Below are 21012 nucleotides of genomic sequence, written 5' to 3'. Positions count from 1 at the left end.
ACCGGTTCGCGTGAGGAAAACGCGTCAAAACAGGAATCTAGAGCTTCGATTCTGATGCAGTCAGAACCGAAGCTCTCGGCGTTTACTCGCCGGCGGCCTCGCGCGGTGCCGGGGCTTCCGGCTTCTGCTTGGCCTCCAGATCCTCGCCGGTCTCCTGGTCGACCGCCTTCATCGACAGCCGGGTCTTGCCCCGGTCGTCGAAGCCGAGCAGCTTCACCTTGACCTTGTCGCCTTCCTTGACGACGTCCGAGGTCTTCTGCACGCGGTTGGCCGCGAGCTGGCTGATATGGACGAGGCCGTCCTTGGCGCCGAAGAAGTTCACGAAGGCGCCGAACTCCATCACCTTGACCACGGTGCCCTCGTAGATCTGGCCGATCTCCGGCTCCGAGGTGATCGACTTGATCCACTTGATCGCCGCCTTCATCGCCTCGCCGTCGTTGGAGGCGACCTTCACGGTGCCGTCGTCCTCGATGTTGATCTTGGCGCCGGTCTTCTCGACGATCTCGCGGATCACCTTGCCGCCGGTGCCGATCACTTCGCGGATCTTGTCGGTCGGGATCTTGAAGGTCTCGATGCGCGGTGCGTATTCGCCGAGCTCGGCGCGGGCCGCGGTCAATGCCTTCGCCATTTCGCCGAGGATGTGGATGCGTCCTTCCCTGGCCTGGCCAAGCGCGACGCGCATGATCTCCTCGGTGATGCCCTCGATCTTGATGTCCATCTGCAGCGAGGTGATGCCCTGGTCGGTGCCGGCGACCTTGAAATCCATGTCGCCGAGATGGTCTTCATCGCCGAGGATGTCGGAGAGCACCGCGAAGCGCTGATCTTCGAGGATCAGGCCCATCGCGATACCCGCGGTCGGCCGCTTCAACGGTACGCCAGCGTCCATCAGCGCCAGCGAGGCACCGCAGACCGAGGCCATCGACGACGAGCCGTTGGACTCCGTGATTTCAGACACCACACGCACCGTGTACGGGAATTCGTGGTGCGGCGGCAGCACGGGATGGATCGCGCGCCAGGCGAGCTTACCGTGGCCGATCTCGCGGCGCTTGGTGCCGCCGAGCCGGCCGGTCTCACCGACCGAGTAGGGCGGGAAGTTGTAGTGCAGCAGGAACGTCTCCTTGTACGTTCCGGACAGCGCGTCGATGTACTGCTCATCCTCGCCGGTGCCGAGCGTGGTCACGACCATCGCCTGGGTCTCGCCGCGGGTGAACAGCGCCGAACCGTGGGCGCGCGGCAGCACGCCGACTTCGGCGACGATGTTGCGCACCGTCTTGACGTCGCGGCCGTCGATGCGCTTGCCGGTGTCGAGGATGTTCCAGCGAACGATCTTCGCTTCCAGCTCCTTGAACACGTCGGCGACGCGCAGCTTGTCGTATTTCGGCTCCTGCCCTTCCGGGAAGAAGTGCGCCAGCACCTTTTCCTTGGCGGCGCCGACGGCGGCATAGCGCTCCTGCTTCACCGGGATCGCATAGGCGGTCCGGAGCTCCTGCTCGATCAGGCCAAGCATGTCCTTCTCGATCGCCGAGTTGTCGATCGGAGTGACCTCGCGCGGCTCCTTGGCGGCCTTCTCGGCGAGCTCGATGATCGCGTTGATGACCGGCTGGAAGTGACGGTGGCCGAACATCACGGCGCCGAGCATGACGTCTTCGTTCAGCTCCCTGGCTTCCGATTCCACCATCAGCACGGCATCCGCGGTGCCGGCGACGACGAGGTCGAGCTGGGTCTCGTTCATCTCGTCCAGCGTCGGGTTCAGCACATATTCGTCGTTGGCGAAGCCGACGCGGGCCGCTCCAATCGGGCCCTTGAACGGCGCGCCGGACAGCGTCAGCGCCGCGGAAGCGGCAACCATCGCCAGAATGTCCGGATCGTTCTCCATGTCATGCGACAGGGTGGTGATGATCACTTGGGTTTCGTTGCGCCAGCCGTCGACGAACAGCGGACGGATCGGGCGATCGATCAGGCGGGAGACCAGCGTCTCCTTCTCGGTCGGCCGGCCCTCGCGTTTGAAGTAGCCGCCGGGAATGCGGCCCGCGGCGTAGGCCTTCTCCTGGTAGTCGACCGTCAGCGGCAGGAAGTCGACGCCTTCGCGGGGCGCCTTGGCGGCGACGACGGTGGCAAGCACCACGGTCTCGCCATAGGTCGCCATTACAGCGCCGTCGGCCTGCCGGGCGATCTTTCCGGTCTCAAGCTTGAGCGGACGTCCGCCCCAATCAATCTCAACGGAATGCGTGGTAAACATTTTGGTCTTCTTTCATGGTTTCACGAAAGAGCGGACCCCCAAAACGCAAAAACCATGCGCAAGATGGCGGGACACTGATCGCAAGCCGTGATCAGTATCCGGCGATCCTGCCATGGTTCTCAAGTTCCGGATGGTGTCCATCCCTTCGTTCATACGGGCATCTTGCCCCGCCCAGTGGCCGGATTGCTGCTGGGCACTTAGGTTTGAGCATGAGCTTTCCGGAAAGCCGGATCATGCTCCAGGCTTGAGCATGGGTGCGTGCGACCGCAGTCGTCACGTTCATGCTCCTGCGCATGATCGTCTCCGAACGGGTGAAACTCCGGTTTCTCGGAAGATCATGCGAAAACGCGCGCCAACGTTGCGCGCGTAGTCTTGAAGTCAGCGACGAATGTTATGCTTTTCCAACAAAGCCTTGTAACGCGCCTCGTCCTTTTTCTTGATGTAGTCGAGGAGCGAGCGTCGGGTCGACACGAGCTTCAGAAGACCGCGGCGTGAATGGTTGTCCTTCACATGGGTCTTGAAGTGCTCGGTAAGGTTGCTGATGCGTTCCGACAGGATCGCGACCTGAACCTCGGGCGAGCCGGTGTCGCCGGCTTTGAGGGCACTCGTCTTGATGACTTCCGCTTTGCGTTCGGCGGTAATCGACATCGTCAAATACTTCCATGGTTGCGAGCCGAACTGGCAGTCAGTCCGGTCAGGTTGAACACGCGCTTGGGGATGATTTCGCCATTGCCAATCTCGGCAAGCGCGAGAAGCCGGCCTGCCACTGTGACATAGACTGTGCCGCTACTATCGGGCGCATCCCGTCCGCGCAACAAAACGGCTTGGCCCCGATGGAGCCTTGCCGCATCCGCCCGTGTGACGGCCAGTGCCGGGATGTCGTCCAGCGCGGTCTCAACGGGCAAAAGCGCGTCGGCGAGGCTGCCCTCGCCAGACGCGGCTCTATTGCACAAAGCCTCCAATTCTTCCAGCGGAATCATGTCCCTTTCGGTAAACGGACCGACAACGGTCCGCCGGAGGGCGCAGATATGGCCGAAACAGCCGAGAATCCGCCCCATATCCCGGGCCAAGGCGCGGACATAGGTTCCCTTGCCGCATTCGGCCTCGAATACGGACTGGCCGCCATCCCCATGTTCCACCAGGGTTAATTCGTGAATCTCGACCGGTCGGGGCTGCAATTCGACCTTTTCGCCGTCCCGCGCCAGGTCGTAGGCCCGCTCGCCCTGGACCTTGATCGCTGAATATTGCGGGGGAACCTGCTCGATCACGCCGGTGAAGCGCGGCAGCAGTTCCTGGATCGAATCGGCCGAGGGACGGAGTTCGCTGGTCCGGACCACGCGTCCCTCGATATCGTCGGTGTCGCGTTCCTCGCCCCATGCCACGGTGAAGCGATAGCGCTTGCGGCCGTCCATGACGAAGGGAACCGTCTTCGTGGCTTCGCCGAGCGCAATCGGCAGGCCGCCCGAGGCGAGCGGATCGAGCGTGCCGGCGTGTCCGGCGCGCTTGGCCTGGAACAGGCGCTTCAGCACCGCGACGGCGTGCGTCGACGTCATGCCGATGGGCTTGTCGAGCACGACCCAGCCATGGACGTCGCGCTTGTCGCGCCGCGGCTGGTTACCCTTCTGCTTCTGGCGCGGATCGTTGTTGACGCGACGTGTCTCGTTGCCGCGCGCGGCCAATGGAATTTTTTCTTCGTCCGCATGCGAATCGACGTCTTGCGATTCAATCACGGGGTTTGCGGTCGTCACGGTCATCTCATTCGTCGTCCGAGTCGGGTGCAAGATCGCGCTGCACCGCAGGTGTTCTCAGTAATTTCTCGATACGTTCCGCTTCGTCGAATCGGTCGTCGACGCGAAAACGGATGTCAGGTGCAAATTTCAGGTTAACGCGGTGCGCGATCTCGCCACGGAGGAATTTCTTGTTGCGATCGAGCGCAGCGATCACGGTCTCGGTGTCGCGTCCGCCGAGCGGCATCACATAGATGGTCGCGAGCTTCAGGTCCGGCGACATTCGCACCTCGGGAACGGTGATGATGTGGCCTTGGAGATCCGGATCGTGGACATCACCGTGCGAGAGAATCTCGGCAACCGCGTGGCGCACCGTCTCGCCGACGCGCAGCTGGCGTTGCGAGCCGCCGGCGGCGGAACTCTTCTTCTGATGACGGGGCATTATCTAAAATCCCAAATTACCGGCATCACCCGCGAAAGCGGGCGATCCGGTATTTTGTGCCTAGAATCAATTGCGATACTGGATGCCCCGCCTCCGCGGGGCATGACGGTTCAGCTCGAAAATTCCCGCGCTTCGTAAGACTTGGACTTACAGAGAGCGCTGGATCGTTTCGACACGGTAGCATTCGATCATGTCGCCGACACGCATGTCGCCGTAGTTCTCGAATGCCATGCCGCATTCCTGGCCGGCGACGACTTCCTTCACTTCATCCTTGAAGCGCTTCAGCGTCGACAGCTTGCCTTCGTGCACGACGACGTTGTCGCGGATCAGGCGGACATTGGCACCGCGTTCGACCGTACCGTCGGTGACGCGGCAGCCGGCGACCTTGCCGACCTTGGAGATGTTGAACACCTCCAGGATCTGGGCGTTGCCGAGCATGGTCTCGCGCAGGGTCGGTGCGAGCAGGCCGGACATCGCCTTTTTGATGTCATCCACCAGATCGTAGATGATGTTGTAGTAGCGGATCTCGATGCCGTTGCGCTTGGCAGCGGCCGCCGCCTCCTTGTTGGCGCGCACCGAGAAGCCGATGATCGCGGCGTTGAAGCCTTCCGCCAGCGTGACGTCGGACTCGGAGATGCCGCCGACGCCGGCATGCAGGATGCGGGCGGCGACTTCCTCGGTGCCGAGCTTTTCCAGCGAGCCAAGGATCGCTTCCAGCGAGCCCTGCACGTCCGCCTTCACGATCAGCGGGAATTCCTTGCGGCCCGCGGTCTTGAGCTGCGACATCATCTGCTCGAGCGAGCCGCGCATGCCCGAGATCGAGGCGGCGGCGTTCTCGCGCTTCTGATGCGCGCGGTAGCTCGTGATCTGGCGGGCACGGGCTTCGTTCTCGACCACCGCAAGCCGATCGCCGGCTTCGGGCGGCCCGTTGAAGCCGAGCACCTCGACCGGCACGGACGGACCGGCTTCGTCGAGATTCTCGCCCTGGTCCGAGATCAGCGCGCGGACGCGGCCCATCTCGGCGCCGGCGACGATGATGTCGCCGACCCTGAGCGTGCCGCGCTGCACCAGCACGGTTGCGACCGGACCACGGCCGCGGTCCAGCTTGGCCTCGATCACGGTGCCTTCGGCCGGACGCTGCGAGTTGGTCTTGAGGTCGAGGATTTCGGCCTGCAGCGCGATCATTTCGAGCAGCCGGTCGAGATTGGTTCCGTTCTTGGCGGAGACTTCGACATCGACGACATCGCCGCCGAGCGATTCGACCTGCACCTCATGCTGCAGCAATTCCGTACGCACGCGCTCGGGCCGCGCGTCCGGCTTGTCGATCTTGTTGATCGCGACGATGATCGGGACTCTGGCGGCCTTGGCGTGATTGATCGCTTCAACCGTCTGCGGCATCACGCCGTCGTCGGCCGCGACCACCAGCACCACGATATCGGTGACCTTGGCGCCGCGCGCACGCATCGCGGTGAACGCGGCGTGGCCGGGCGTGTCGATGAAGGTGATCTTCGTGCCGCTTTCCGGCGAAGACACCTGATAGGCGCCGATATGCTGGGTGATGCCGCCGGCTTCGCCGGAGACCACGTTGGCATGACGAAGTGCGTCGAGCAGCGAGGTCTTGCCGTGGTCGACATGGCCCATGACCGTGACGACGGGCGAACGCGGCTCGGTATCGGTGGAATCGTCGACGACGTCGAACAGGCCTTCCTCGACGTCGGACGCAGCCACGCGCTTCACCGTGTGACCCAGTTCCTCGGCGATCAGTTGCGCGGTGTCGGCATCGATCACGTCGGTGATCTTGTGCATCGCGCCCTGCTTCATCAGCATGCGGATGACGTCGACCGCGCGCTCGGACATGCGGTTGGCGAGTTCCTGAATCGTGATGACTTCCGGGATCGTGACTTCGCGGATCAGCTTTTCTTTCGGCTCGTTCGAGCTCATGCCCTTGAGGCGCTGGGTGCGGCGGCGGAAGGACGCGATCGAGCGTTCGCGCACGTCGTCGGCGTCGAGCGCGGTGACAACCGTCAAGCGGCCACGCTGCTTCTGCGGACCCGGCTTGTGGGTGGTCTTCGGGGCGGCCACGGGGCGCATGGCGCCGCCAGGACCACGGCGGACCTGGCGCGGACCCTCGTCTTCATCCGGCTCGGCGGCGACGCCCGGCGCCTTCGCCGCTGGAGCCGACGCTGGTGCGCGTGCCGGGGTCGCCGGCGTACGGGCTGTCGCTGGGGTACGGGCTGCTGGAGCCGCCGGTGCCGGCGCACGGGCTGGAGCTGCCGATGCCGGTGCTGCAGCGGCCGGCTTGGCTTCGCCTTCGCCAAAGCGCCGCTTGGCCTCGATCTCGGCCTTGCGCTTGGCTTCCTCTTCCTGGCGATGACGTTCCTCTTCGGCGACCCGACGGGCTTCGGCAGCTTCGCGCTCGGCGCGCTCGGCGATTTCGCGGCTGGCGCGGCGCTTGGCTTCCTCTTCGGCCTGCCGCCGCTCCTCGATCTCACGCTGCCGGGCGTCGGCGAGCGCGCTGGCGCGGGCCGAGCGTTCATCTTCGGTCAGGGAGCGCAGGACCACGCCTGATCCGCCAGAGTTGCGCTGCGATGGGGAAGGTCCGCCGGGACGGCCGAGCGGCCTGGCGGGCGGCGGCGCGGGCTTGGCCACGACCGGCTCGGGCGCATGCGGCTCGGTTCCGGGGCCATCGCCACCGACGCGGCGCTTGCCGCGCTTTTCGACCACAACCTGCTTGCTGCGGCCATGGCTGAAGCTCTGGCGCACGGTGCCCGTCTCGACGCGTGGCTTCAGCGTCAAGGTCTTGCTCGGGACACTCAAAGTCTTGTCGCCAGGGGTTTTGGTATCAACCATTCAGCAGTCCTAATCTCGTTAGCGTTGTGCCTATCCGCACGCGTCGTCGTCGCAGTCCCAAAAGAGCGAAATGAGTGTCCTCGGACCGTCATCCCGTTCCACCTTGTTGTTTGAACATGATCTTTTCGGAAAGCCGGTTTCCCCTTTTCCCGATCATGCTCTAGCTAGAATTTCTGGCCGCATCGGCGGTCTTGTCGTCGTCGGCCATCCGGTATCGGACCAGAAGCTGGCAGCGCGACAGGAACGTCTTGCTCGCCGGGCCCGCGAGCAGGGCAGCATGTATCACATTTGACCGGCCCAGTGCCAAATCCAATTGTGCCGATGTCAGGGCGGTGACGACAGATATTTTCAACGAATCTTGGTCTTTTCCGCCCCTTTGCCGCAGGATCGCGTCCAATTTGCGGACTCCGTCGGGGGCCGCATCGGAAGCATGGATCAGACCTGGGGGTCTTTCCCGCTGCGACAACGCGTCCTCGACCTTGCCGAACCCGGAAACGACCTGGCCGGCCTTGGCGGCCATCGCCAGCGCCTCGAGGCTGCTGCGAACCAGCAGTGCTTCGGTATCATCGGGCAGAGTTGCCGCGACGCGGACGTCGCGCTTGAATCCCCTGCTAAACTGGTGACGCCGGACCGCTTCCGCAACCGTGCGCCGTGAGGCCGAAAGCCAGAGGCCGCGCCCCGGCAGCTTGCGTTTGACATCGGCGATCACCTCGCCGGTGGGGGCGACGACGAAGCGGATCAGCTCATCGATCGGGCGCACCTCGCGGCTGACCGCGCACATCCGCATGGTCGCGGACTTTTCGGTCCGCGGCCCATGATCCAGATCGGTGTCAGCCATTGCGAGCATGCGTTTCGCATCTCCTTAAGCCGTTTGTTCTTCGGCTTCAGCCTCGGCGTTCTGCTTGGCGAGGTCAGCCTCGGTGATCCAGCCGGCCTTCACGCGGGCCTGCATGATCATCGCCTCGGCATCCTCGCGGGAGATATCGATCCCGTCGAGGAACCCCGTATGCTTGGTCTGTTCGCCGCCGTCCTTGCGCTCGGTCCAGCCGACCAGATCGTCGGTGGCGCAGCCGGCGAGATCCTCGACGGTCTTGACGTCGTTCTCGCCGAGCTTGACCAGCATCTTCGAGGTTATGCCGGGAACGGTCTTCATGGCATCCTCGACGCCGAGTTCCTTGCGCTTGGCTTCCAGCTCGGCCTCGAGCTGCTCCAGATATTCCTTGGCGCGGTTCTGCAGTTCGGTCGCGGTTTCCTCGTCGAAGCCTTCGATGCCGGCGAGTTCCTTGACATCCACCAGCGCGAGTTCCTCGACCGAGGTGAAGCCTTCCGACGCCAGCAGCTGGCCGACGACCTCATCGACGTTCAGCGCCTCCATGAAGACGCGGGTCGAATTCTCGAAGTCGGCCTGGCGACGCTCAGACTCTTCCTGCTCGGTCAGGATATCGATATCCCAGCCGGTGAGCTGCGAGGCGAGGCGGACATTCTGGCCGCGGCGGCCGATCGCCAGCGAAAGCTGGTTGTTGGTGTCGGGCACCACGACCTCGATGCGCTCGCGGTCCTCGTCGATCACGACCTTGGCGACCTCGGCCGGCGCCAGCGCGTTGACGACGAAGGTCGCGATGTCGGGCGACCACGGGATGATGTCGATCTTCTCGCCCTGCAATTCGTTGACCACGGCCTGCACGCGCGAGCCGCGCATGCCGACGCAGGCGCCGACCGGATCGACCGAGGAATCCCGCGAGATCACGCCGATCTTGGCGCGCGAGCCGGGATCGCGGGCCACCGCCTTGATCTCGACGATGCCGTCATAGATCTCGGGCACTTCCTGCGCGAACAGCTTCGCCATGAATTGCGGATGGGTGCGCGACAGGAAGATCTGCGGACCGCGGGTCTCGCGGCGGACGTCGAAGATGTAGGCGCGGACGCGGTCGCCGTTGCGGAACACTTCGCGCGGCAGCATTTCGTCGCGGCGGATGATGGCCTCGCCACGTCCGAGGTCGACGATCACGCTGCCATATTCGACGCGCTTGACGATGCCGTTGACGATGTCGCCGATGCGGTCCTTGAATTCCTGGTATTGCCGGTCGCGCTCGGCCTCGCGCACCTTCTGCACGATCACCTGTTTGGCGGATTGCGCGGCGATGCGGCCGTATTCGAGCGGCGGCAGGGTGTCGGCGATGGTGTCGCCGACACGGGCGCCGGGATTGGCGCGCTGGGCATCGGCCAGCGAAATCTGGTTGGAAGAGTTCTCGACCACGTCGACCACCAGCATGTGGCGCGACAGGCGGAGCTCGCCCTTCTTGGGGTCGATCTCGGCGTGGACGTCGGTCTCGCTGCCGTACCGCGCGCGCGCCGCTTTCGCGATGGCGTCCTCCATCGCGGCGATCACGATGCCGCGGTCGATCGATTTTTCGCGCGCAACAGCGTCGGCGATCTGCAGCAGTTCAAGTCGATTGGCGCTGACTGCCATGGCTAGTCTCCTTCGTCAGGCTCGGTCTCGCCCCGGCGCAGCCGTTCGGCGGCGAGGCGGTGTTGTTTAGTGTTCTTCGGAGCCGGCTTCTTGCCGGTCCCTTGTTTCGGCTTATGGCTCTTGCTCGGATCGCTCTTCTTCGCATGCGCGGGTTGTGGCGGGGCCAGCCCCAGTTCGCGGCGCAGCTCGCGCTCTTGAGCCTTGCCGCGCCGCATCGATTCAGCGATCAGCTCGTCGGTCAGCACCAGCCTTGCTTCGGCGATGTCTTCCATCGCCAGCAAGACCTCCGCATCTTCGCCCTCGCGTGTGTCATCCCGATGTAGGCGCACCGCGTTGCCCTCGACGCCGTTCAGGGTGCCGCGGAACCGCTTGCGGCCCTGATGCGCCACCGCCATCTCGATCTTCACGAGGTGGCTGGCATAGCGCTCGAAATCCGAACGCCGCACCAGCGGGCGATCGATCCCCGGCGAAGAGATTTCAAGCCGGTAGGCCCGGTCGATCGGATCGGCGATGTCGAGCACCGGCGACAGTGCGCGCGAGATCGCCTCGCAATCCTCGATCTGCATCGAGCCGTCCGGCCGTTCCGCCATGATCTGGACGGTGCAGCCGGCATCGCCGGTGATCTTGATCCGCACCAGACGGTAGCCCAGTCCCTGCAGGACCGGCGTGGCGACTGCCGACACGCGCGCCGCAGCGCCCGGCTCGACGACGAGCCGCGGCTCGGCGAGCAGTTCGGCATTGACGGAACCAGCGGTTGGATCGGTCATATCCAGGGTCAATGATACGTCTTGAGCTGTCGGTTCTGTTGTTAGCCGGCCCTCGACCGGCGCCTGATCATGATACGATCAGCTGATCGGGTCATGATCTTATCTCTCGTGTTTGAGCACGATCCTTGCGGATAACAGGCCTCCGCAGTTCCGGTTCATGCTCTGGTTGCGTCACCCGAACCGGACCAGGCTCGGCCGGGTTCGTTCGGGTAATAAAAAAGAGCGGGTCCGGAGGGGCCCACTCTCAATACGCGATCGTATGAGAACTTTAAGTCGCTGCCGATATAGCGCTTTTTGCCCGGTCCGGCAAGGGCGCGGAGGCCGCGGCCGAGCAAATTTGCGCTATCGGGCAGTTGGGTACGAATATCTAACGCTTCATTCACGAACGCCACCTAGATTGCGCCGCAAAAATCGGCACGGCGGGCCGGTTTGGGTAGGCTTATGACGACGACAGCGACCGCGCTGATCCCTGAACTTGACGAGATCGTGCGTACCGGCGACCCCAGGCGCCGCGCCGAGGCCGCGCGCCGGATCGGCGAATTGTTCCTGCAGGGGGCAGCAAGTTTCAGCACCGACCATGTCGATCTGTTCGACGGCGTCCTGACCAGCCTGGTCCCCTACGTCGAGCGAACGGCGCGGGCGGAGCTCGCCGAACGCCTGTCGCTGCTGTCGAATGCGCCGCGCAGCCTGGTCGGGCAGCTTGCACGCGAGGACGAGATCGCGATCGCCGGGCCGCTCTTGCGGTGGTCGCCTGTCATCGACGAGCAGGTTCTGGTCGAGATCGCGCGCGCGAAGGGGCAGGCGCATCTGCTCGCGATGGCGGAGCGGCCGAAGCTCTCCGCCGATCTGACCGACGTCATCGTCCGCCGCGGCGATCGCGACGTTGTCAGACGCGCGGCCGGCAATGCCGGCGCCGAATTCTCGACGAGCGGCTATTCGACGCTGATCCGGCGCGCCAGCCAGGACAGCGTGCTGACGCTCGCGGTCGGTCAGCGTGCGGATCTGTCGCCCGAGCAGTTGAAGACGCTGGTGGCAGGCTCCGTCGAGATCGTCCGCCGCCGCCTGTTCGACGCGGTCAAGCCGGAGCGGCAGGCCGCGATCAAGCAGGCGATCCGCGAGATCAACGGCATGCGCGAGAAGGTCGACAGCGCGCGCGATTTCGCTCCGGCTCAGCGCACGATCCTCGCGCTTCATCACGCCAGTCAATTGAACGAAGTTGCGCTGCTCGAGTTCGCCAAGTCGTTCAAATACGAGGAGGCGGTGTGCGCGCTGGCCGCGATGACCGGCGTCAAAATCGCAACGCTCGATCGCCTGATCGCGGGCGACCGCTACGATCCCATTCTGATCGCGGGCAAGACCATCGGCCTCGAATGGGCCACCGTACGCGCGCTGATCCTGCTCCGCCTCGGCCCCAACCGGGTGCCGTCACCCGCCGACATCGAGAACGCCCGGCTGAACTTCACCCGCCTGATGCCCTCCACCGCCCAGCGCGTCGTGGATTTCTGGAAGACGCGGTAATGGCTTCAGCCGGCTCTACGAAACCGCAAATATGTTGCGCGTCGTCCCTCGCGCTCGGCTTTGGCGCCATAGCGCGTCATCGTGTAGTCGGGCCACGGCGCCTGCCAGTCGGAGGCGCGCTCCGCCAGCCATGTGAAATCGGGCGCGCGCATCAGGTGCCATAGCGTCCAGGCGCAGTAATCGTCGATGTCGCTGACGAAGCGGAATTCGCCGCCTCCCTTGAGGACGCGCGCCATTGCGGCAACGGTGGCGTCCTGGACAAAGCGGCGCTTCCAGTGCCGCCGCTTCGGCCAGGGGTCGGGATGGATCAGGTCGATGCGCCGCATCGATTGTGACGGCGCCCAGGCGAGTAGCTCGGCGGCGTCGCCCGCGAACAGGCGGATGTTGCCGATATTGTGCGCCTCGATCTGGGTCAGGATCTTGGCCATCCCGTTGACATAGGGCTCGCAGCCGATGAAGCCGATATTCGCGAACGCGCGGGCCTCGGCGACGAGGTGCTCGCCGCCGCCAAATCCGATCTCGAGCCTGACATCCTCAACCTTGTCATCGAACAGTTCGGTCAGGCTGGCCGGCGCGGGGCTTGCGATGTCGAGCGCCAGATGCGGCAGCAGATGCTCGATCAGATCGGCCTGATGCGCGCGCAGCTTGTGGCCCTTGCGCCGTCCGAAGAATGAGCCTTGCCCGTGCGCGATCGCGCCGTCATCCGGCGGCGCATCGCGATCGTGATGGCGCGCAGCGTTCATCATCGCAGCGTCTGGTACAGCCGATAGAGCAGCCGCGCCCGCGGCTCGATCGATGAGATGTACATCTGCTCGTAATGGGTATGCGCGCCCTTGCCATCGACGCCGAGGCCGTCGAGCGTCGCCGTATGCAGCGCTGTGAAATTGCCGTCGGAGCCGCCGCCGGTCGAGGTGTCGACGAGGTCGAAACCGATCTCGGTTGCAAGCGTCCGGGCGTGCTCGTAGAGCGCCGCGCCGGCGTTGGTCTTCTCGTAAGGCGGCCGGTTCAATTCGCCGACCACTTTGACGCTGACGCCGTCGGTGCGCGATTTCAGATTGAGGATCTTCGGCACCAGCTCTTCGGCGTCGGCGGCAGCAGGCACGCGCATATCGACCTCGGCATAGGCTTCTTCCGCGATCACGTTCGGCTTGGTGCCGCCTCTGACCACGCCGACATTGACGGTGACGCCGCGCTTCAGATCGTTCATCGCCTCCAGCGTCTGGATGATGTTGCCGAGTTCGCGGATTGCGCTTCGGCCGTCCTCGGGCCGCGTGCCGGCGTGCGAGGGCACACCCTTGACGAAGATCTCGAAGCGGGCGACGCCCTTGCGCCCGGTTACGATCTTGCCGCCATCGCGCGCCGGCTCGGTCACCAGCACATATTTGGCTTTGCGGCCCTCCGCTTCGATCAGCGCCCGAGAGGTCGGGCTGCCAATCTCCTCATCGGAAACGTAGAGCTGGGTCACGCCGAGCGGCGAGCGCGCGCCATTGGCGCAAATTTCCCTGAACGCGTGATAGGCCAGATAGGCGCCGCCCTTCATGTCGTAGATGCCGGGACCGAAAGCGCTGTCGCCGTCGATCCTGAACGGCAGGCGCTGGATGAAGCCGAGCGGGTGCACGGTATCCAGATGGCTCAGCACCAGGATTCCCGGTGCGTCCTGGCCCCAGGCCGAGCGCGCGACGAGATGATCGCCGCATCCGTTCCGGCCGGCGATCCGCTCAAGGGTGATCGGTAGCTCGCGATAGCCATCGGCGACGAGATCGGCGAGCTTGTTGACCTGTTCGGGCGCTTCTGTCGGCGTCTCGATCTCCACCCATTGGCGGATGCCGTGGAGAATCTCCGCGGGATTGAACGATGTGATGGTCATTGGTGCGCCGGTATCTAGAGCATGATCCGGAAAAGTGGAAACCGGTTTTCCGGAAAGATCATGCTCGAACAAAGAGATGAGATCATGATCCGATTCCGTCCAATCGGACCATGACCTGCGAACGATTGAGCCAACGTCATGCGCCCGCGTCGGCGGGCGCGTCAATCGTCATGTCGCGGGAATGATGATGCCGATCAGCGTTGGTCGGGACCTTCGCGGGCGGCGATCTGCTCGACCAGTTCGACGATGCTGCGGCGGAGCTTGGCGTCGGCGATGCGCGTGAAGGCGCGCGTCAGCGCCAGCCCCTCGGAGGTTGCGAGAAAGTCGGAAACGTAACTGGGCGAGGCGCCTTCGCTGAAGCCTTCCGGCGTTGTCGAGCCGCTTGGTCCGCCGTCGAACAGGAACGAAACCGGCACCTGCAGGATCTCGGAAATCTGCTGCAGGCGGCTGGCGCCGACGCGGTTGGTACCCTTCTCGTATTTCTGGATCTGCTGGAAGGTGAGGCCGAGCCTTTCTCCCAGTTTTTCCTGGCTCATGCCCAACATGATCCGCCGCATGCGGACACGGCTGCCGACATATTTGTCAACAGGATTGGGCGCTTTGGTAGACATCTTCGGACTCTCCTGGGAAGGACCTACGCGCCCGGCGGCTGAGGCAAAACGGGCATTGAGTATGCATCAGGTGCCGGTATCGTCAAAATCCTGCGGGGAGGATCAGAGACGAATACGGACAATTTGAGCAACTGTGCTGGCAGGATTTCAGTTTGGCTTGGAACCATAGAATGCGAATGACGCGGCGGTTCTGTCAACCGGGGTAAGCGCGCCTGCTAAATTTTTCCTTGCGCAAGCAACAATCGAGCGACCGTTGGCGTCAAAATTTGCGCCGGGCAACACGCCGTCCGACCACGAGCAACAATGCGACGAGCAGAATGATCGCCGCGGGTATGTCACTGAAGCGTGCATATAGCGTCGGCGGAATGGCGGCCGGCAATCTGGCGTCGAGTACGCCTTCGATGCCGAGACCGAGTTCTGCGACAATCCGCCCGGTCGGATCGATGACCGCGGAGATTCCGGTGTTCGCTGCGCGAACGACGGGCAGGCCTTCCTCGATCGCGCGCAGCCGCGCCTGCTGTAGATGCTGATAGGGGCCGGTCGAGATTCCAAACCAACCGTCATTGGTGACGTTGATGATCCAGCCCGGCCGATCGTCGTGGATGTCAATGTCGCCCGGGAAAATCGCCTCATAGCAGATCAGCGGTAGTGCGCGCGGCGCATTCGGGATGTCCAGCGCGTGACGCCGCTGGCCGGGGATGAAGCCGCCGTGAACTTTCGTAAGTTGCACGAAGCCGAGCTTTTCCATCAGTTCCTGAAACGGCAGATACTCGCCGAACGGCACCAGGTGCAGCTTGTCGTAAACCGACAGCACGCTGCCGTCGTGGTCGATGACATAGATCGAATTGTAAGCCCGCGTGATGCGGGCGCCCGGCGGCAGGTCGGGGGCGCGCACCGAGCCCGTGATCAGCACGGTGCCTTGCGGCAGAAGCTCGGCGATCTGCGCCATCGCGTCGGCCTCGCGCGTCAGGAAAAATGGAAACGCCGATTCCGGCCAGATCAGGATGCTGGCGTCGCGCACGCCCGTGGACTGCGGACCGGAGGCGCGATCGGAGAGCGTCAGATATTTCCTCATCACCTCCGCTTTGGCGGAGTAGTTGAACTTGACGTCCTGCTGCAGGTTGGGCTGCATGATGCGCAGCTTGACGTTGGCGACCATTGTGGTCGGCAGCCGCGACAGCCGCACCGCGCCGAAAACCAGCATGGCCGCGAGAACGACCAGCGCTGTGACCGGTACCCGCCACAGCTTTCGGTTGGACGATTTGCCATCGATCAAGACGGCTGGACTTGCAAAGATTGCGACGGCAAGGAACGTCATGCCCCACAATCCGATCAGCGATGCGGTTTGCGCGAGCGCCAGTGGTTCTGACAGCGCATAGCCGAAGGCGTTCCAGGGAAACCCTGACAGGACATGGCCGCGCAGCCATTCGGCGATCGTCAGGCTCGCTGCCAGCGCCAGCACGCGGAAACTGTCGGGTGTCCAGAGCAGGCGCGCCAGCGCAAAGCCGAGCGCGGGAAACAGTGCGAGATAGGCGGGCAGGCCCAGCACCGCAAACGGCATCAGCCAGGCGAAGGTCTGCGCGTCGACCAGGAAAGCATAACCGGTCCAGTAAAGCCCGGGCACGAAGTAACCGAGCCCGAACCAATAGCCGGAGAGCGCCGCCGCCGGGATGCCGCGCCACTTGCCGGCGCCGGCGCCGTCGATCAGCCAGACCGCGACCGGGAAGGTCAGGAACAGGATTGGCCAGGCGTTGAACGGCGCCATCGCGAGCGAGGACAGGGCGCCGGCGACGAGCGCAATGACGGCGCGCTTCCATCCCCAGGTCAGGATGATCGAAAGCCCGGCCGCGCGGAGTTGATCGGAAAATCTCACTGCGGGCCGGCTCCATCGCCGGACGGCGGAGGCGCGGTGTCGTTGGTCTGCGGGCCGACATCGGCCTGCGGGCTGGCATCGGGCGCAGTCTCGCCGCGGCGACGGCTCTCGCGCTCCTTGCGCGGGACATTGCGTTCCTTGCGCGTCGCGATCCGCACGCGCTTGACACGTCGCGGGTCGGCGTCGAGCACCTCGACCTCGAAATTACCCGGGCCTGAAATCAACTCGCCACGCACCGGCACGCGGCCGACAAACGACACCAGATAGCCGCCGAGCGTCTCGACCTCCTCGCCGGCTTCGCCTGTCACGAAATCTTCGCCGATCACGGAGCGGACATCATCGAGGCTTGCCCGGGCGTCGGCGATGAACGAGTTGTCCGGTTGTCGAACGATCGATGGCGGCTCGTCGCTGTCGTGCTCGTCGTCGATCTCGCCGACGATTTCCTCGACGAGGTCCTCGATCGTCACCAGCCCGTCGGTGCCGCCATATTCGTCGACCACCAGCGCGAGGTGAATGCGCGTGGCCTGCATCTGCACCAAGAGGTCGATCGCGCGCATCGACGGCGGGACATAAAGAAGTTTTCGGATGATGCTCGCTTCCTGAAGCGGCAGCGCCAGATCGACCGCGCGAAGGTCGAGGCCGGCGGGCAGCGGCTTCTTGCGACGCGTCTTGCCGGTATCGCTGACGCGTGCTCTTGCGGTCATGAAGGCGAGCAGGTCGCGGATATGCACCATGCCCTCGGGATCATCGAGGGTTTCGTTGTAGACCACGAGGCGCGAATGCGCGGCGCTTTCGAACAGGCTCATCAATTCGCCGAGCGGGGTGTCGCGCTTCACCGCGACAATGTCGGCGCGATGCACCATCACGTCGGCGATACGCCGCTCATGCAGATTGAGGATGTTGCGCAGCATCGTGCGCTCGACGGCGGAAAAGTTCACGTCATCGGGCGTCGACGCATCGAGCACCACCTGCAGGTCGTCGCGAACCGATCCCGCCTTCCAGCCGAACAAGGTGCGGATCGCGCGCAGCAGCCAGCTCTCCGCTATGGGCCGCTGGGCCTCGTCCGGCACCACGGCCGGCAGGTTGCGCACATCGCGCGGGTTGTCGTGGGTAGGTTCGGAGTCCGCCATTTCAGTCCATCCGCTCCCGGTCCGCATACGGATCGGGAATGCCGAGCTGCGCGAGGATTTCGCGCTCGAGCTCTTCCATTTGCTCGGCGTCGTCGTCGTTTTCGTGGTCGTAGCCGATCAGATGCAGGAAACCGTGCACCGCGAGGTGGCTCAAATGATGGTCGAACGGCTTCTGCTCCTCGTCGGCCTCCCTGCGCGTCGTCTCATAGGCGATTGCGATATCGCCGAGCATGCGCGGGCAGTCGTCCGGCCCCTGAGCGCCCTTCGGCTGCAACGCCGGAAACGACAGCACGTTGGTCGGCTTGTCGATGCCGCGCCAATTGCTGTTCAGCGTCCGGATTCCGGAATCATCCGTCAGCATGACTGCCAGTTCGGCCTCGCCGACATCGGTTTCGGCGATCTCGGCGGCGGCCTCGATGGCCCGATGGATCACCGCTTCGGCATCCGGCTCGGTCTGCCAGCAATCGGCAGTGACGAGAACCTCGGTAGCGGGGAGGGCGGAAGACACGGTCGTTCCAAAAAGTTGTTTCTAGGCGTTCGGGTTGCGGCCGGAACCCGCTTGCGGCAGGTCCGTGAGGCCGGCTGATGACATCAAGATTTGGCGGCGACCTGCCGCTGTGGCAATCCCTCATAGGCCGCGACGATCCGTGCCACCAATTCGTGACGGATCACATCCTCCGCGGTGAAGCGCACCTGTGCGATGCCCTCGACGCCTTCCAGCAGGCTTACCGCTTCGGCCAGTCCCGAGGCCTGGCCGTGGGGCAAGTCGACCTGCGAGGGGTCGCCGGTGACGATCATGCGGCTGTTCTCGCCAAGCCGCGTCAGGAACATCTTCATCTGCATCGAGGTGGTGTTTTGTGCTTCATCCAGGATGATGACGGCGTTTGTCAGTGTGCGGCCGCGCATGAAGGCGAGCGGCGCGATCTCGATCTCGCCGCCCTGCAGCGCGCGCTCCACGACGCGCGCATCCATCAGGTCATAGAGCGCGTCATAGATCGGCCGGAGATAGGGGTCGACCTTCTCGCGGAGATCGCCGGGCAAAAAGCCTAGCCGCTCGCCGGCCTCGACCGCCGGCCGCGACAGGATGATGCGATCGACTTCCTTGCGCTCGAACAATTGCGCTGCATAGGCAACCGCAAGCCAGGTCTTGCCGGTACCGGCAGGCCCGACGCCGAACACCAGCTCGTGCCGCTTCAGCGCGCGGATGTAGGAATCCTGCGCGGCGGTGCGTGCGCGCACGGGGCGCTTGCGCAGATTGATGGTCTCGAACGAGGGCTTTGCGGTCTTGGCGTCGAATTCGAACAGCGAGCCCTGCGCGATCACGGCACGGATCGCACCTTCGACGTCGCCCTGCGAAAGGTCATGCCCCTGCGTGGCCTGGCCATAGAGCGTCTCCAGCACGCGTCGCGCGGCGTCGCAGCCGTCGCGGGAGCCGGCGATGGTGATCTGGTTGCCGCGGGAATCCACGACGACGCCGAGCCGGCGTTCGATCTGCGCCAGATTCTGCCCATAAGGGCCGACCAGCGCGGAAGCGGCGCGGTTGTCGTCGAAGTCAATGACGACCTGGGTCTCTGGCGGGATCTGCATGTCGCGGTCAGGTTTGCGGCTGGGAGCAAGCGAAGTTGAATCCGATGCGCTTTTTGGCAAGGGTTCAGGCTCCAATGGTCGTTTGCGAAAGACCGGATCGTTGCGGCTGCGCATGATGCGCGGCGAGCTCGCCGAGCAGGCTGTAGCGCTCAAGGCTGTCGATCCTGACCGGCAGGACTTTTCCGACGATGTCTGGCGAAGCCATCACGTGCGCGGGCTGCAGATAGGCGGTGCGGCCGAGGATCTGGCCGGGATTGCGTCCCGCGCGTTCGAACAGCACATCGACCGTGGTGCCGATCGCAGCCTTGTTGAAGGCCGATTGCTGGCTGTCGATCAAGTTCTGGAGCCGCTCCAATCGCTCGTCCATTTCTACCGCTGGCACAATCTCCCGCATGTCCGCCGCTGGCGTGCCGGGCCGCGGCGAATATTTGAACGAATAAGCTGCAGCGTACCCTATTTGCGTGACAAGAGCGAGGGTCGCGGAAAAATCTTCCCTACTTTCGTTGGGAAAGCCGACGATGAAATCCGATGAAAAAGCAATATCTTGGCGTACCGCGCGGAATCGGTCGATAACGCGGCGATAGTCATCGGCGGTATGTTTGCGGTTCATGGCTGCCAGGATTCGGTCCGAACCGGACTGCACTGGCAGATGCACGAACGGCATCAGCGCCGGCAGGTCGCGATGCGCCTCGATCAGGCTGTCCTCGACGTCGCGGGGATGGCTGGTCGAATAGCGCAGCCGCAGCACGCCGGGAATGGTGGCAAGCCGTTCAAGCAACTTGCCGAGCGGCCAGCTTCGTCCATCCGGCCCCTCGCCGTGATAGGCGTTGACGTTCTGCCCGATCAAGGTGATCTCGCGCACGCCGTTGTCGGCAAGCCGCGTCACATCCTCGATGATCCTTGTCGCAGGACGCGAGACTTCCGCGCCGCGCGTGTAGGGCACGACGCAGAAGGTGCAGAACTTGTCGCAGCCCTCTTGAACGGTGACGAACGCGGAAATGCCGCGCGCGCGGATCGCGTCGGGCTTCGGCGGCGGCAGAAACCCGAATTTGTCGTCGATGGGGAATTCAGTCTCAAGCGCGCGGCCTTCTGCTTTCGCCTGCTTCAGGAGTTGCGGCAGACGGTGGTAGCTCTGCGGGCCAACCACGACGTCAACGGTCGGTGCGCGGCGAATGATCTCCTCGCCTTCGGCTTGCGCAACGCAGCCGGCGACTGCAATTTTCACGTCGCGACCCTGCCGCGCGGCGTCGTCCTTCACCACGCGCAGCCGCCCGAGTTCGGAATAGACCTTTTCCGAGGCCTTCTCGCGGATATGGCAGGTGTTGAGGATCACCAGGTCCGCTTCGTCGGCGTTTGCCGTCTCGACAAAGCCTTCGCCGGCCAACGTATCCACCATGCGCTGCGCATCGTAGACATTCATCTGGCAGCCATAGGATTTGATGTGCAGCTTGCGCGGCGGCGTCATGGAACCTGCTTGGGGTGGAAAGGAGCGCCTTCGAGGCGCAGGCCTCAAATATAGCCTAAAGCAGTCAAAATCCAGCTTTTGGGGCAGTGATTCCGGGACGGTGCGTCAGCACTAGGCTGTGTGGACTCTTGGGATTCTCAAATCAGATGGAACGTGATTCAAGGCTTTCTTTTAGGAGGAAGCCTTGGGCGTTACGGATCGGCTCGTTCTGAGCGACAGGCAATGGGACCGTATCTCCGGCTTGATCATCGGTCGGCCGGACCAGCGTGGTTCGACAGGCCGCGACAACCGGATGTTTGTCGAGGGCGTGTTATGGATCGTGCGAACCGGTTCGCCGTGGCGTGATCTGCCCGAAGCGTTCGGCGAATGGAACAGCGTCTTCCGACGTTTCAGCCGGTGGAGCGCCAAGGGGGTCTGGCTAGGTATGTTCGAAGCGCTGGCGGATGATCCGGACTTCGAATACCTG

Annotated in this window: 18 protein-coding genes; 2 read left to right on the top strand and 16 right to left on the bottom strand. The window is 64.0% G+C overall.

The genetic code is table 11. From position 1 onward, the window contains the following. Nucleotides 1-82 precede the first annotated feature (82 nt). The 8 genes from pnp to rimP form a co-directional block, all read right to left on the bottom strand. Nucleotides 83-2239: a polyribonucleotide nucleotidyltransferase gene (pnp, locus tag K288_RS0118805; protein ID WP_027580957.1), complete on the bottom strand. Its 2157-nt coding sequence runs from the start codon at nucleotides 2237-2239 to the stop codon at nucleotides 83-85. A 378-nt stretch (nucleotides 2240-2617) separates the two neighbouring features. Beyond that, nucleotides 2618-2887, bottom strand: coding sequence for a 30S ribosomal protein S15 (gene rpsO, locus K288_RS0118800; protein ID WP_027580956.1), 270 nt, complete (start codon nucleotides 2885-2887; stop codon nucleotides 2618-2620). Nucleotides 2888-2889: 2 nt separating this feature from the next. Beyond that, entirely contained in the window at nucleotides 2890-3993 is a 1104-nt protein-coding gene (gene truB / locus K288_RS0118795; RefSeq protein ID WP_027580955.1) for a tRNA pseudouridine(55) synthase TruB, read from the bottom strand. 1 nt (nucleotide 3994) lies between these two features. After that, entirely contained in the window at nucleotides 3995-4408 is a 414-nt protein-coding gene (rbfA, locus tag K288_RS0118790) for a 30S ribosome-binding factor RbfA (RefSeq protein WP_027580954.1), read from the bottom strand. Between the two features lie 147 nt (nucleotides 4409-4555). After that, complete coding sequence (gene infB / locus K288_RS0118785; protein WP_027580953.1) at nucleotides 4556-7258, bottom strand: translation initiation factor IF-2; 2703 nt, start codon at nucleotides 7256-7258, stop codon at nucleotides 4556-4558. A 160-nt stretch (nucleotides 7259-7418) separates the two neighbouring features. Continuing rightward, nucleotides 7419-8105: an RNA-binding protein gene (locus K288_RS0118780; protein WP_027580952.1), complete on the bottom strand. Its 687-nt coding sequence runs from the start codon at nucleotides 8103-8105 to the stop codon at nucleotides 7419-7421. A gap of 15 nt (nucleotides 8106-8120) precedes the next feature. After that, a complete protein-coding gene (gene nusA / locus K288_RS0118775; protein WP_027580951.1) occupies nucleotides 8121-9728 on the bottom strand; it encodes a transcription termination factor NusA in 1608 nt (535 codons plus the stop codon). A gap of 2 nt (nucleotides 9729-9730) precedes the next feature. Beyond that, nucleotides 9731-10495, bottom strand: a complete 765-nt coding sequence (gene rimP, locus K288_RS0118770) for a ribosome maturation factor RimP (protein ID WP_027580950.1) — start codon at nucleotides 10493-10495, stop codon at nucleotides 9731-9733. Between the two features lie 441 nt (nucleotides 10496-10936). On the opposite strand from rimP, the gene K288_RS0118760 reads away from it, so the two are divergent. Continuing rightward, nucleotides 10937-12013, top strand: coding sequence for a DUF2336 domain-containing protein (locus K288_RS0118760; protein WP_043160199.1), 1077 nt, complete (start codon nucleotides 10937-10939; stop codon nucleotides 12011-12013). 5 nt (nucleotides 12014-12018) lie between these two features. On the opposite strand, the gene K288_RS0118755 is transcribed toward K288_RS0118760, so the two are convergent. From K288_RS0118755 to miaB, 8 genes are all read right to left on the bottom strand, one after another. Then, the gene (locus K288_RS0118755; protein ID WP_027580948.1) at nucleotides 12019-12756 is read right to left on the bottom strand and encodes a tRNA (guanine(46)-N(7))-methyltransferase TrmB; all 738 of its coding nucleotides are present in this window, start codon (nucleotides 12754-12756) and stop codon (nucleotides 12019-12021) included. Continuing rightward, a complete protein-coding gene (locus tag K288_RS0118750; protein ID WP_027580947.1) occupies nucleotides 12756-13880 on the bottom strand; it encodes a M20 family metallopeptidase in 1125 nt (374 codons plus the stop codon). The genes K288_RS0118755 and K288_RS0118750 overlap by 1 nt, the downstream gene beginning before the upstream one ends. Before the next feature lie 194 nt (nucleotides 13881-14074). Beyond that, a complete protein-coding gene (locus K288_RS0118745) occupies nucleotides 14075-14491 on the bottom strand; it encodes a helix-turn-helix transcriptional regulator (protein ID WP_027580946.1) in 417 nt (138 codons plus the stop codon). Nucleotides 14492-14750: 259 nt separating this feature from the next. After that, the gene (lnt, locus tag K288_RS0118740) at nucleotides 14751-16364 is read right to left on the bottom strand and encodes an apolipoprotein N-acyltransferase (RefSeq protein ID WP_027580945.1); all 1614 of its coding nucleotides are present in this window, start codon (nucleotides 16362-16364) and stop codon (nucleotides 14751-14753) included. Beyond that, nucleotides 16361-17494 carry a hemolysin family protein gene (locus K288_RS0118735; RefSeq protein ID WP_027580944.1) on the bottom strand — a complete coding sequence of 378 codons (1134 nt, stop codon included), beginning with the start codon at nucleotides 17492-17494 and terminating at the stop codon, nucleotides 16361-16363. The genes lnt and K288_RS0118735 overlap by 4 nt, the downstream gene beginning before the upstream one ends. Before the next feature lies 1 nt (nucleotide 17495). After that, nucleotides 17496-18002: an rRNA maturation RNase YbeY gene (gene ybeY, locus K288_RS0118730; protein WP_027580943.1), complete on the bottom strand. Its 507-nt coding sequence runs from the start codon at nucleotides 18000-18002 to the stop codon at nucleotides 17496-17498. An 83-nt stretch (nucleotides 18003-18085) separates the two neighbouring features. After that, a complete protein-coding gene (locus K288_RS0118725; protein ID WP_043160195.1) occupies nucleotides 18086-19141 on the bottom strand; it encodes a PhoH family protein in 1056 nt (351 codons plus the stop codon). Nucleotides 19142-19145: 4 nt separating this feature from the next. Further along, nucleotides 19146-20546 carry a tRNA (N6-isopentenyl adenosine(37)-C2)-methylthiotransferase MiaB gene (gene miaB, locus K288_RS0118720; protein ID WP_027580941.1) on the bottom strand — a complete coding sequence of 467 codons (1401 nt, stop codon included), beginning with the start codon at nucleotides 20544-20546 and terminating at the stop codon, nucleotides 19146-19148. Between the two features lie 184 nt (nucleotides 20547-20730). On the opposite strand from miaB, the gene K288_RS0118715 reads away from it, so the two are divergent. Next, a partial coding sequence (locus tag K288_RS0118715) for an IS5 family transposase (RefSeq protein WP_027580940.1) occupies nucleotides 20731-21012 on the top strand: 282 nt, incomplete at its 3' end.

This window comes from Bradyrhizobium sp. Ai1a-2, from assembly GCF_000426245.1.
Classification (GTDB): Bacteria; Pseudomonadota; Alphaproteobacteria; order Rhizobiales; family Xanthobacteraceae; genus Bradyrhizobium.
This window is presented reverse-complemented; position numbering and strand designations above follow the sequence as displayed.